The 13603-nt window shown below is 40.9% G+C and carries 9 protein-coding genes; 4 read left to right on the top strand and 5 right to left on the bottom strand.

Going from position 1 to position 13603, the window contains the following annotated elements:
* Window positions 1–117 precede the first annotated feature (117 nt).
* From IQ276_RS22560 to IQ276_RS22545, 4 genes are all read left to right on the top strand, one after another.
* A complete protein-coding gene (locus IQ276_RS22560; protein WP_193913719.1) occupies window positions 118–2388 on the top strand; it encodes a DUF1796 family putative cysteine peptidase in 2271 nt (756 codons plus the stop codon).
* A 336-nt stretch (window positions 2389–2724) separates the two neighbouring features.
* Window positions 2725–3528 carry a TIGR04255 family protein gene (locus IQ276_RS22555; protein ID WP_193913717.1) on the top strand — a complete coding sequence of 268 codons (804 nt, stop codon included), beginning with the start codon at window positions 2725–2727 and terminating at the stop codon, window positions 3526–3528.
* On the top strand, window positions 3525–4205 hold the full coding sequence (locus IQ276_RS22550; RefSeq protein WP_193913715.1) for an XRE family transcriptional regulator: 681 nt from the start codon (window positions 3525–3527) through the stop codon (window positions 4203–4205). Before IQ276_RS22555 ends, IQ276_RS22550 begins: the two co-directional genes overlap by 4 nt.
* A complete protein-coding gene (locus IQ276_RS22545; protein WP_193913713.1) occupies window positions 4195–5034 on the top strand; it encodes a hypothetical protein in 840 nt (279 codons plus the stop codon). The genes IQ276_RS22550 and IQ276_RS22545 overlap by 11 nt, the downstream gene beginning before the upstream one ends.
* A 20-nt stretch (window positions 5035–5054) precedes the next feature.
* Here the strand turns inward: IQ276_RS22545 and IQ276_RS22540 are convergent, their stop codons facing one another.
* The 5 genes from IQ276_RS22540 to IQ276_RS22520 all read right to left on the bottom strand — a co-directional run bounded on the left by IQ276_RS22540 (window position 5055) and on the right by IQ276_RS22520 (window position 13578).
* Entirely contained in the window at window positions 5055–6542 is a 1488-nt protein-coding gene (locus IQ276_RS22540; RefSeq protein ID WP_193913711.1) for an acyl-CoA synthetase, read from the bottom strand.
* Window positions 6543–6613: 71 nt separating this feature from the next.
* Complete coding sequence (locus tag IQ276_RS22535; RefSeq protein ID WP_193913709.1) at window positions 6614–7303, bottom strand: DUF8738 domain-containing protein; 690 nt, start codon at window positions 7301–7303, stop codon at window positions 6614–6616.
* Window positions 7304–7627: 324 nt separating this feature from the next.
* Complete coding sequence (locus IQ276_RS22530) at window positions 7628–7924, bottom strand: threonine dehydratase (protein ID WP_193913707.1); 297 nt, start codon at window positions 7922–7924, stop codon at window positions 7628–7630.
* 392 nt (window positions 7925–8316) lie between these two features.
* Window positions 8317–9423, bottom strand: coding sequence for a hybrid sensor histidine kinase/response regulator (locus tag IQ276_RS22525; RefSeq protein WP_235115883.1), 1107 nt, complete (start codon window positions 9421–9423; stop codon window positions 8317–8319).
* A 243-nt stretch (window positions 9424–9666) separates the two neighbouring features.
* Entirely contained in the window at window positions 9667–13578 is a 3912-nt protein-coding gene (locus IQ276_RS22520) for a PAS domain S-box protein (RefSeq protein WP_193913703.1), read from the bottom strand.
* Window positions 13579–13603 lie beyond the last annotated feature (25 nt).

The raw sequence follows: 13603 nt of genomic DNA, 5'->3' as shown, positions 1-13603 counted from the left end.
TGTCTGAATTTTGGAATTCAGAATTGCTCTCAAGATTTCTATATGATATTGTCAAAATAGTTTTCAGGGTTGAGCTTTCCGATCTGGTATCGTAATATCTAAATCAGGGAAAAACTTATGTATCGATTCCAGATCAGTGCATACACTCAAACTGGTGAATCCATAGGTATTGTAGGTTCCACCAGGGAGTTGGGGCTGTGGGATATCAAAAAATTTGTCCATCTGCGTACAAGTCGCGATCGCTATCCTTTATGGTGGACAGATACAGAAATCAACATTGCACCGTCTCTAGAATCAGGCAATGGCCAGACAGTTGAATACAAGTATGTGCGTATAGACTCCAACGGTAGCGTACTATGGGAAGCTTTCGGTCTCAACCGCTGGCTGCCAATTGACCCAGAAAATCAGTCCAAAAGAATTATTGTCGATGATGGCGCATTCGGTTATCTACAGCCTCATCCCTTCGGATATTTTACTCAAGAACCTGCTTTCAACATACCCCAAAACGAAGAGTCCCAGAAGCTGAAAATCGCGGTTATCGGCAGTTCTGTTGCCTTAGGTTATAAAGCTTGGCTCTTAAGAGGTTGGACTTGGCTATTAGCACAGGCTTTGCAGGAAAAATATGGACATCAACTCGTGAACGTGTCCGAAGTTGGGGCGAATGTCGCCAGAACAATCAATCGGTTTGCCTCAGTCGTTAGACCAGAAAAACCGGATATCGTAATTATTGCCTTGTCTTTGGGCAACGAAGGGTTAGCCTACTGTCTCCCCCACGAACGAAGGGCAATCCAGCGACGGTTTGAAAGTGGTTTACAGCAACTGGTGAAAATGACGCGGGACATGGGCGCACGTCCGATTCTCGGCGGGGTTTATCCTAATAATGATTATTCCCCGGAACATCACTGGCTGTTAAAGGACACACACAACCGGATGATCAATTGGGGCGTTCCTGTACTCGATTGGTTGGCAGCATTGGATAATGGTCAGGGACGCTGGAAAGAAGGGATCTCCTTCGATCCGGCTCATCCCAACACCCTCGGACATCAGCTGATGTATGAAGCCATCAACCTAGATTTGTTTGCGATCGCCAAAAGCGAATTAGCAAAAGAAAAACAACGCTTCCAGCAACCAAATGAAGTCACCGTCTACCTTGACAACGCAGGCTTTTATATTTCTGCCTGTATCGATGAGAAGCGTTTGCGGATTATCAATCCATCACAATACACCTACAGCATTGCTCCCTATTGGCAAGAACTCCAAGCTGCACTGCAAAGCAAGGCAGGATTGATCCCCGGTATCTACATTGCCAAGTCTGCCCAGCCAGGGACACTCCCCTTCTTTGCTGTCCAAGAAGATAGAGCGATCGCCACCACAGTAGACATCCCCCCTGGTGCAGATTTAGAATACAGCGCCGCCTTCAATCTGTTTTCGCCCAATAACTCAAATCTTTTATTCTATGACGGGCATCTGGGAATTTTACAAGCAGACGAACGCCATATCTGGGTGATTAACGAATCAGACAACGAGTATAACATCCAGCCCATGTGGCGAGAGATTCGCCTAGCACTCAAAGCCGTGCCCCCTGGAGTTTATGAAGATCCGCTGCATCCTGATATCCCCTTCCGTACCATGATGATTGGCAACAAAGGGCTGGAAAGTCGGGTGAAAGCACCACCAAAGTCAGCAGTACTGTTTCAATATAAATGTAAATTATCAGATATTAGCCGGGTTGCGATTTTGCCACTAGGCGATCGCTGTGCCGTCAGAATGATGTTATATAAAATGGAGTACGACGGCCCCGCCTTTCCCTTTGATTTAACCCGTACTACCAAGATTGCAGACATCGCCGATATCATCGAAAACCGTTTTTATGACATGTGGAACCCTGCCTTTTTGCATTACAATGCAGATGAACGCAGAATCTACCACAGTAAATGGTCAGGTCTATCCTTTGCTCACGAAGTCGAGGATACAGAAGACCCTGTTAATGATATGTCTCCCGTCCACGAACGGATGCGCGTTCGCTACAGCGCACGCTCAGAAAGGTTTTGGTACACACTGGAAAACTGCGACAAAGTACTTTTCGTCCGCACAGGCATTGCCGATCGCAGTGGTGCGATCGATTTGGTCAACAAACTGCAAAAACAATGCCAAGAAAAGCCATTTCACCTGCTGCTGCTTTCTCCCCAGTCGTCTGAGGAATTTTTAGACCTTCCCAATGTGCTGCATTACAACGCAGATTTTAATCCCGATCGCATGTATGACGATTTAGGACACTGGATGTACTGCACACAGGTGATGAAGGAAATTTTGGAATCCCTTGGTGTGTCCAGCAAAAACCTTTTTTGGTGCCCGCCAAATCCTCCGAAAGATGAGGCAAAAGCGTAGGGGCGATGCCTGGGTTGGGCTGTGCCAAAGCTTTTCGACTACTCAAGCCCTTCAATATAATGCGAGATAGAAGCATGTGAAGGTCAGTGATCGCAAGTAGCCTCCAACTCAGCACTAATGCCTCCCTTGTGTCAGCTGCACCAAATTGTTCCACCGCTCTGCTACGACTACAGAAGCAGTATAGATATTGAGGAAGCTCAATTTTTTCCTGTTATGGAACACCCTACGGTAAAACCTTTCTTAAACTTCACACTATACTTCACACTATGGCCTTACGATAGATGTAAAGAACGATAATGCACAATCTCTCTAGAAGCCTCGCAAAGGATGTAGAAAGTGGTCAATACCAATCCATTCATTGCACAGCCACCCAAGGAAGTGCCGTTAGAAAACGCGCCTCTGATTCGGGTGATCGCGCAAGTACTCTTTCCTTCCATTCTTTCGATGGAAGATAAGGAATTTGTTCGTTTATTCCAAGAAGCGATTAGGGAAAGTTATCCTTATCTACAGCCTGAGCAAACTCAGGGCTTCGTTTTTGGCCCTCAAGGTGTTGTACCAACTGTGCCTCAAATAACTTGGCGATTTGTGGACAAAACAGAAACTTGGCGAGTCTCATTAGCACCCAATTTTTTGGCACTTGAGACAACTGTTTATTCAAGTCGCAGTGATTTTCTGGAACGCCTAGAAAGCTTACTTATCGCTCTTAAAGAAAGTATTCATCCTAATATTGAGATTATTGAGCGATTCGGTATGCGATACATTGATAGACTTGTTGGAAAAAATATAGATGATCTATCATCACTGGTAAAACCTGAGATAGCTGGCATTGCAACTGCTGGATTCAGAGAATATATTCATCAAAATATTAATCAATCTTTGTTCATCATCCCCGATGGAGGGGAACAAATCATTGCGAGGTGGGGACTCGTTCCTGCTGATACAACTTTTGATCCTGCGGCGATTGAACCTTTTGCTGAGTCTAGCTGGATACTGGATCTAGATATGTCTCTCTCAAAGAAACGAGATTTCAGTGTTGAAGCTTTGATGAATGAAGCAAAACAATTTTCTGAAAGAATTTATACGTTCTTTCGATGGGCAGTGACTGATGAGTTTTTGCGGCGCTTTGGAGGTGAATTATGAGTGATTTGCTAGACAGAAAACTTGATCTATTACCCAAGACTTCTGCGCTTGGAGCTATGCGGAAATCTAGCGTTTATCGCTTTCCCTCTATAATTTTAATGGCTCCTAATAGCAGTGGTAATTCTATAGCAACTAGTAGGGATATTTTGGCTGCTTTAGAGATGACAACGAGTGGGCTGACTCTACCATCAACTAGTTCTCCAGAATCAACACAGAAGGCTCTTAGCGAGCTGAGAAGATTAAGTGGATTAACCTGGGATCAACTTGCTAAACTCTTCAATGTCTCACGCAGAAGCCTTCATTTCTGGGCAAGTGGGCAACCGTTATCCCGCTTTAATGAAGAGCATCTTCATCGAGTCTTAGGTGCTATCCAATACATTGATCGAGGAAATGCAAGTCTCAATCGCAGTCTCTTACTAAAACCTGGCAATAATGGTAGACCCCTTATTGACTTAATGGTTGTAGGTAAATACGAAGAATTCAAGCAGATTATTGGTTCCGGGAATGCACCTCAAAGACCACAGTTACGTCCTTTGTCTGAAGATACACGTGCAGCACGTAGGCCACAGAATCCAGCAGAACTGGTTGACGCTCTCCAAGATCCTATCCATCTTGAAGTTGGACAATCCAGACCTGCCAGAGCAGTAAGGAGTCGAAAAAATCGTAGTGGTCAATGAGCGTGATGCTTGGATTCAGAAAGTAGACACCACTCTTAAGGAGTGGTGTCAGGGTGATTGTGTACTTGGAGAACACTGGTTTGTCCATCGCTTTAATCCTCAACACCCTTTGACATCTTCTTCTGCTGATGTTGCAGAATCAGAAAGTGACCTTGTGGAATCCGATGTTAAGGGATTTGCTGTAGTTACACAGACATGCGATATTGTACGCTCTTGCGCTGATCGTCCATTCATAGAGGTGGTACCTCTGGTGGAGGTTGATGAGCAACGTTTGTCTGAAATTCAGCGAAGTAGGCGACCTCAGTTTGCTTATGTTCCAGGAGTTGCAAAATTTAATCTTGTTGCTGACCTTGATCGTGTGATGACATTAGAGAAGGCTGTTATTGCACAATGGAAACGCGAGCCGGGATGCCGCAACGATCAAGAGATTAGAGCATTTGGGCAAGCATTAACACGAAAACATGCTCGATTTGCTTTCCCTGACGACTTCAACGACTTTGCTAAAAAGCTTCAAAACCGTCTGCGAGATAAGCATGATAAATCTAACACTGAAGGAGAAGCACTTCGCGCCTTACGCGAAATTAGAGTGCGTGCAGAACCTTCATGGAATAACTCTGAAGTTCGACTAATATTTTGGTTTATTCGAGACGAGGAACAGAATCAATTTGAAGGAATAGGATGGGATCAATTTCTCAAACAGTGGTTGAAATTAATCCCTGAATCTGGACGATTCCAAACTGTAGAGGGTTCGGTAGTAGCTCTGGAAGATATGACAGCGAAGGAGTATGTTGAGAGTGATCCGCTTGATTTGGATCACTTGTCATCCTAATATGCATAATTTGCCGATCGCTATGACTGAAATAGCTCAACCACCGTCGGTTTAGTCACTTTCCCCATTGCGTTGCGCGGTAATTCTTCAACTATCAAAATTTGAGTTGGCACTTTATAGACAGCCAATTGCTCTTTTGCCCAACTCCTAAGAGATTCTAATGTCAAAGTTTGCGATCCTTGCAATACTAACGCCGCACAAACTCGTTCGCCCCATTCTATGTCTGCAACCCCAACCACTGCACATTCTTGAATATCTGGATGGGTTCTTAACACTTCTTCAATTTCCAAAGCTGAGACTTTATAACCTCCGGTTTTGATGATATCTACACTCATCCGTCCCAGAATGCGATAGTTGCCATTCTCAACTACAGCCAGATCTCCAGTACAAAACCAGCCATCTTGGAAGGCTTTGGCGGTTGCTTGGGGGTTTTGCCAATATTCCCGAAATACTGTCGCGCCTTTGACTTGAATTTCTCCTGGTGTTCCTAGTGGGGCTAACTCTCCATTCTCATCCACTAATCTCACTTCCACTTGAGGCAAAGGCTTTCCTACATATCCTGACAACCGTTCACCGTGTAAAGAATTCGATAGCGCCATGCCAATTTCCGTCATTCCATAGCGCTCAAGCAGAAAATGTCCGCTGATGGTTTGCCACTTTTCTAAAACTTGAACTGGTAAGGCCGCTGAACCAGAAACCATCAGGCGCATCTTACCACAGCCTGCTGACATGCTTTTCTGCTGTTCGCTCTCGGCATTTTTCCAAGCAGCAATCAGCTTGACATATATTGTCGGTACTGCCATAAATAAAGTTAAGTCACCGTCACAAATTCGATTCCATACAACTCCAGCATCAAACTTGCTTAACATGTGACACTCTGCGCCAGCCCATAAAGCACAAGTTAATATATTGACAATTCCATGAATATGATGTAAAGGGAGTACATGTAAAATGCGATCGCTTGATGTCCATTCCCAAGCTGTAACCAAGCTAGTGACTTGCGCTTGAATATTTTCATGGGTGGTAACGACACCTTTGGGTTTACCTGTTGTCCCACTGGTGTAGAGAATTAAGGCGCGTCTGGTGATATCTACCTCTGGGAGGCGACTAACATTAGATGGGAGCGTTTCTGTGGTGAGGATAAATCGCAAATTTTGTGATTTGGCGATCGCTTGCAGTGTATCCTCAAAATCAGGATGAGCGACAATAATCGATGCTCTGGAATTTGTAATCACATACTCTAATTCTGGGCGTGGGTGGGAAACACACAAAGGTACCGCTATTCCACCAGCACGCCAAATCCCCCATTGAGTAGCTACATACTCAAACCCAGACGGAATGAGAAAAGCAACTCGCTCCTCGTGTAAATCATCTCCATTCTCAAGGAGACTTGTGGCGATTTGACTGGAGGTATGGAGTAAATCCCCATAAGTAAATACTCCTTGGGTTGTAGCGATAGCTATTTTATCGTTGTGTTCTTGAGCGCGAGTAATTAATGGGAGATTCACGTTTTTTTACCGATTTAAGATTAATTCAGTCTGGTTACTGAAAGCATATTGCAGTTAGTATCACCTTGTATTCATCGCAAACCGGGATTAGCTACCGGAGGATAAAACCAAGGATTACTACCATTAAATCGCACATCTCGATCTAAACGACTGTGGAAATTAAACAAGATTGAAGAAGTATCACCCTGTCCCATCACATCAATTTTCCAACCAGGAACAGGTATTTTCTCACAAGCTGGTTTATTAATAGTTATGCCCAAACAAGTATCATCCCAAGTTATCTGATCAGCCCAATGTAAATTAAAACTATTGGGAGATTTGCCAGTTTGCACAGATGCAGCTTTTATCGCTTCATTCACAAGATAACGCGGTACACTTTTGGGAGCATCAAATTGAAATCCGTTATTAGTGGCATAATATACCCAAATTTGTCCTCGATATGAAACTTGCACTTTCCAACCGAACACATTATGCATGACGGGAACTGCTCCCTGTATCGGCATAGATGGCCCATCCCCACCATAACTTCCCCATTTCACAGGTTGAACTTTATCAACTTTCCAAGCAGCACGGTGAGTTTGGGAACGTTTAGCTGCATCTGATAAAATCTCTTCAATTGTTTTCTTAGATAAATTTCCCGCACTAGAAACTAAATCTAATTCCAGCATCTTTCCATTTAAATCGCTGCCATATAAATTTACATAAGTAATAGCTAGGGTCAAGCAACCTATCATTGTCAAAATAGTAGCTTTCGGTTTCATAGAAAATATTGTTAAATATCGTGACTATGACGAACCCTAGATCAACTTTGTTGCAAATTCAAATATTGGCATTGCTGATTTCATCTATGAAAACGATTGTGCATGATATAAAAATCCTTGTAAAAATGTTGCAATTGCTAGTCTCTACATCTGGATTCATACCGCAATTCAGCAACGCTCAAATATTTATATCAATTCTCTAAACAACGGCTACAGATGATACTCTGAGGCAAATACAAGGACATTTTTGTGCGGGAGTTCCCCATTTGGCTTGCTAGATCCCCGACTTCTTCAAGAAGTCGGGGATCTAATCACTGACAACCTTTAGTTCTTTTTCACATCACGCGCCATATTGATGTAGTAATCCTCAATTTTTTTGGTATTGGGACGACGGCGGGTAGTGGCGGGAGTTTCAGAAGTGGTATTTTGAGCCGTTGGAATCGACTCTATACCTTGTGCCCGATCGGATTCCAAGAAATAATTAGAGTTAGTCAATCCGAAGACCCTGGCAAAAAAGCCAAACAAATTTCTGACAAAATTCCAGAAAGGCTGGAAAACAACAGATAAAAAACCTTCCAAACGAAGGAAGAAATTGCGAAGAATTTGAGTTAGACGAAGCATAGTCGCATCCTCTATGATTGCCTATTATTATTGTGACTTAATTCTGAAGCCGAGATGAAATTGCTGCTATAGCAATCCTTAATGAGTCGTATTGAAATTGTATCAAAAGTCTTTCTTTGCGTTCTCTTCTCTGCGCGGCAGTCGCTCATGGGGGAAACCCCCAGACGCTCGCGGACTCGCTCTAAGCGTTGGCGCAGCCTCTCGTAGAGAAGCCATGCCGTTGGCGCAGCCTCTCGTAGAGAAGGCTTTACGCTGCCCTATCGCCCTTGGCGTCTCCCCTTGGGAGAAGACCGCGCTGCCTTGCCTCTGTGCCTCTGCGGTTTAAAAGTAATTTATTTAACCTTATTAGATTCAAAAACACAGAGACCAGATATTCCTGAATTCTTACCTTTTTACTTTTGCCTAGTTCGGTAAGGTAAAACAAAACTAACAATAGTTTGTTGTTCAGGAATGCTATTGATGATCAATTCACCGCCATATAATTTGACTATATCCTGAACAATACTCAGCCCTAGTCCAGAGCCTTGTTGTTCGTGTAACTTGCGATTAAATTGGATAAAAGCTCCAATTCTTTCAATTTCTTCAATTGTCATTCCTTTACCGTTATCAACTATATGTAAGCGAAATTTACTATTATCAACATTGCTAATAACTCGAACTCGACTACCAGGCAAGGAAAATTTAAAAGCATTCTCTATCAATTCTTCAATGACGATAGTGAATTTATCTTCTGGCATTTGCACAATTGATTCTGTAATTTCCAGAGTTAAATCTTTGGTTCGAGAAAATTCTCTAGCTTTTTGCAGGCAAATATCACTAATAACTGTTTTAACAACACATTTATCTGAAGCTTCTTGAAGTTCTCGAATTTTTTCAGTATCTCGTATAATTAACTCTAGATTAGAGTAGAGCAAAAATCGTTGAGTTAATCTGTTTAATCGATTAGCAGAAGTGTAAATTAATTCTGCAATTTCAATTTCTTCAGACTCACGCATCATCCTACAGTTGTCAACTAACAACTGTGACATACCAATAATACCATTTAAAGGAGTATTGAGTTCATGAGGCAATGAGTGAGCAATATTCATTCGTAGTTCATCTAGCTTAGCTTGAGATTGACGCTGAGCTACAGATTGTTTATGAAGACGAGTGGCGATCGCGTTTAATAATTCTTCAGTTGTAAATGGTTTTGTTAAATAATCGTCGGCTCCAATTTCCATACCCTGACGAAAATCTGAACGGTCAGCTTTAGCGGTAACAAATATCAAAGGGATATTGGCAGTTACTTCATTTTGACGCAGAGCAGACAGTACACCATAGCCGTCTAATTCTGGCATCATGACATCACAGATAATCAAATCGGGTAATTTTGTTTTAGCAATTTCTAATCCAATTCTACCATTCGAGGCTATCAAAGTTTTAAAATCAGAAAGTTGTAAAATTTCTTCCAGATTTTCCCGAATGTTATCTTCATCTTCTATGATTAAAATGGTATTCATTTACTATATAATTTAAGTTTTGATTACATTAATAATTTTGAAACTTTCTCAGTATAAAATTCATTTGCGATCATTGAGTAAATTAAATTTTTGGATAATTTTAGCATTTTCTGGTGTAAGTAATACTTGTAGATTCTTCATTTTATTTAAAAGCTCGATTTCATGAGAATATTCTTGCTCTAATATCGAATTCAGATAGTTTATTTTTCCCCAAATCATTTATGAATAACCCATTAGGTTTTCCTAACTGGAGGGATTGCTAAGAATCAGCGGCAGTTCCACCCTAAATGTTGTGCCCACTCCAACCCGACTAGCAAAAGTGATTCGTCCTGTATGTAGATATACACATTCATGAACGATTGTCAAGCCTAATCCAGTGCCTGGTGTATTACCAACGTTACTACCTCGGTAGAACGACTCAAATAAGTGCTGCTGATCCTCTAGTGAAATCCCAATACCTTCATCTTTAATGAGAAAAACTACTATTCTATCTTGAATTAATAAATCAATTTGAATATTACTGCCGATTGAGGAATATTTAACAGCATTTAAAATTAGGTTGTTAAGAATTTGTCGCACAAGTTTATTGTCCATGTAGACGATGAAATGATTGTTGGCTGATGAACTACCCAGATATTGAGGAGAAAAAACTAGGTGATGATTAGGAGAACTCAGTTGTAGTTGATCTATCAAGGTTTGACAGAAACTAGCCAAATCAAAAGAACTTGGCTCAAATACTAGTTTTCCAGCTTCAGCTTTATTAATCAGCAAGATGTCATCTAAAAGTTGAGTGGTATGTTGAACGTAACTTTGAATACGTTGCAGATGCCTTTGTTTTTGTTGTTCATCTAGCTTATGGCTAAAACTTTTTAAAATTCCAGCAGAAGAAGCAATAACAGCCAACGGAGTCCGAAATTCATGGGATGTCAGGGAAATGAAACGAGATTTTAAATCACTAAGTTCTTTTTGTTTTTCTAAAGCTTTAAAAATTTGTTCTTCAGCTTTTTTGCGCTCATTTAACTCTACTTGTAATTGAGCGTAGAGTCCTGATTGTTGTGTGGCGATCGCCAGTTTATTTCCTAATTGTTGTAATAACTCAATTTCCCCTGATTTCCACTCTCTAGGACGTGAACATTGGTGAGCAATCAACAAACCCCATAACACACCGTGCTGAATAATCGGAATCACAAGCTTGGCGCGAATTTGCATATCCTGCATAAACTGGATTAGGCAGCTAGGAAATTGGCGCAAATTCCGGTCAACAAGAGCATAAATTTCACCTTTTTGATAACGCAAATAACATTGTTTTGGAAAACATTCAACAGAAAAATATTCATCAATTATACTTTTATATCCTGCTGTCAATGCTTCAGCAATTACTTTTCCTGTACCATCTGGTAAAGTGCGGTAAATTAGTACGCGATCGACTTTTAGAAACTTGTGAACTTCAGCTACTGTCACATTCAAAATTGCTTGTATATCCAGCGATTCTCGAATGCGTTGAGTAATCACATTCACTAAACGTTCTCGCTCAATTTGTTGTTGCAGAGCATCTTGAGCTAGTTTGCGTTCTGTAATATCTGTAGCAACGCCCAATATACCTCTGACTTGACCGTTAGGTGCAATTAAAGGAACTTTAATAGACTGAAAATAGCATCTTTCTCCAGTCGCTTTTCTAGTGCTGGATTTCAGCATTTGAATTGGCTTGAAGGTAGTCAGGACAGTTTGATCGGAATTATGGAGTTGCTCAAGTTCTGCACCTGAATAAAATTCGGTATCAGTTTTCCCTACAAATTCTTGAATTGTAGTGTTATGAAAGTCAGCCATAGCCTGGTTGACCAACAAAAACTTACCTTCTGTATCTTTAACAAAAATGCAATTAGGATTAATATCAATAATACTGCGAAGAAAAGCTTTTTGTTCATTAATCAGTCGCTCTGATTCTTTTAGTGCGGCTTCACTTGCTTGCAATTCTAAAGTACGTTGCTCAACTATATTTTCTAAATCTCGATTGAGTTTTTGTAGAGCTTCTTGGGCACGTATTCGTTGAAGTTCTGCTGATGCTCTAGCGGCAAATACTTTTAAAATTCCCTCAAATTTTTTGGGATCGGCTATGGTTTTTTTATCTATTATGCATAGTGAGCCAATTGAGTTACCAGAATCATCGCTCAAAATAACTCCCATAAAACTTTCGGCTTCCATTGCAGCCCATCTTTCGGCTGTAGGAAAAAGTTGTTGAATTCCTGAAGAACAGTAGTAATATCCTTGCTTGAGCAAAATTTCGCAAGGAGTCGATGTTGGTTCATAGAAAATATTAGGTTGTAACTGGCCATCAGACCAAAATCCTAAAGTGTGGATTTGTCCATCAATTAATTCACTGACCATAGCATGATGGACATCTAAAGCAGAAGCAATGTATTCAACTAATGTAGGGAAAAAGTCATGTCCTGTACTGGAAGCTGTGCTTTTTAGTAAACTTTGTAAAGCAATTTCAACTTGTTTCCGCTCTGTAATATCTTCAGCAATACCAGTGATGCGATACACTTTTCCTTCGTCATTTTTGATGGGAAAGGCGCGGCTACGAATCCAACGTATCCCTCCATCTGGCCGGACAATTCGGTATTCTTCATCATATTCGCCCTCAGTTCGTTTTGGCGTATCTGCAATGAAGCGTTGGCGATCGCTGGGATGAATTGCTTCTACAAATGTATCAGATGAGGTATAAATTTCTTCTGTAGAACGTCCCCAGATTTCTTCAAAAGCAGGACTGAGGTAGACAATTTGGCGAGTATCTCTTTTAATGTCAGTAATCCAAAATGTACTTTTAATATTTTCTGTAAATAGGCGAAATTTATCTTCGCTTTGTTTGAGTGCAGCTTCGGCTCGTTTATATTCTGTAATGTGTTCAGAAATGCATAGTAGATATTCGGGTTGTTGATGTTTGTCATACAAAGGAATTTTTGTTGTATGCAAAATTCTTGGCCCAAAACTAGGGTTGTCAAGAGTTTCCTCAGAAATATCTTGAGGGATACCACTAGAAAAAGCTTCTTGGTCTTTTTGACGGCAAAAGTCTGCTTGTTCTTTGGGAAAAAATTCGTAATCTGTTTTACCAATAGCCCGTTCGGCTGTGATGCCAAATATGCGTTCGCAGGTTTGATTCCATAATTTAAATGTTCCAAAACTTTCTGGTTTGGCATCTTTAACAAACACTGCAACCGGCAGATTATTAATCATCGACGCCAGAAAATTGCGAGTCTGCTGGAGTTCTTCTTGTACTTTTCGGCTCTCGGTAATATCAATGCCTGTGCAGACGATATACTCAACTTGGTCATGATGATTAAGTAAGAGATTATTTGACCAAGAAATTATGCGGCGATCGCTATCCTTAGTAATTAAATCAGTTTCATAACGATTGGGCAATTCTCTGTGTGAAAAATTTTCAAATAAAGCTTTTATACATTCTCTTTTTTCGGGTAATAGTAGAACGTCCCAGATAAATTTGCCTTTAACTTCATCAAATGAGTAACCTGTGGTTTGTTCACAAGTATGATTAAAGCGCACAATTCTACCATGAAAATCCAGCACAATCACTAGAGCATCCACAACATTTAAAACCGCAGACACAAAGTTATGCTCTAAGCGCAGTTCCCTCTCAATTCTCTGGCGTTCTCTTAGTTTGACTCTTACATAATTGTAGAGTCCTGCTTGTTGAATCGCAATTCCAAGCAGACTTGCAGGAGTGATTAATCCGATCACTTCTCCTTGCTCCCCTAGAATTGGTAAATGGCGAATGTGATGTTGTTTCAGCAAATTTAAAGCAGTAAAAGTATCTTTTAATTCTCCTATTTTTAGCGTTATTAACTCTGTTCTCATTACTTCTCCAATCCTGACATTTTCTAACCTTTTTCCTTCTGCTGTCAGCTTAATTAACTCTCGTTGTGTAAAGATACCCACCAACTGTGAATTTTCCATAATCAGAACACAACTGTCAGCTTTAAATGTATTACTTGCTGTCTCTTTAATAGAATTTTCCAAGAGTTTGGAATCTTGATTTAGCCAATTCCCAAAATGAGCTTGTGTTTGATTTATTAGTGCAATCACATCCAAAAGTAGAATTTCGGGGCTAACCATTAAAGGATGACGAATAATAGTCATCTGTACATTTTCCAAGCTGAGAGAG

Source organism: Desmonostoc muscorum LEGE 12446 (assembly GCF_015207005.2).
GTDB lineage: Bacteria > Cyanobacteriota > Cyanobacteriia > Cyanobacteriales > Nostocaceae > Nostoc > Nostoc muscorum.
The sequence above is the reverse complement of the archived record's forward strand: the minus strand, read 5'-3'. Positions and strand labels throughout refer to the sequence as shown.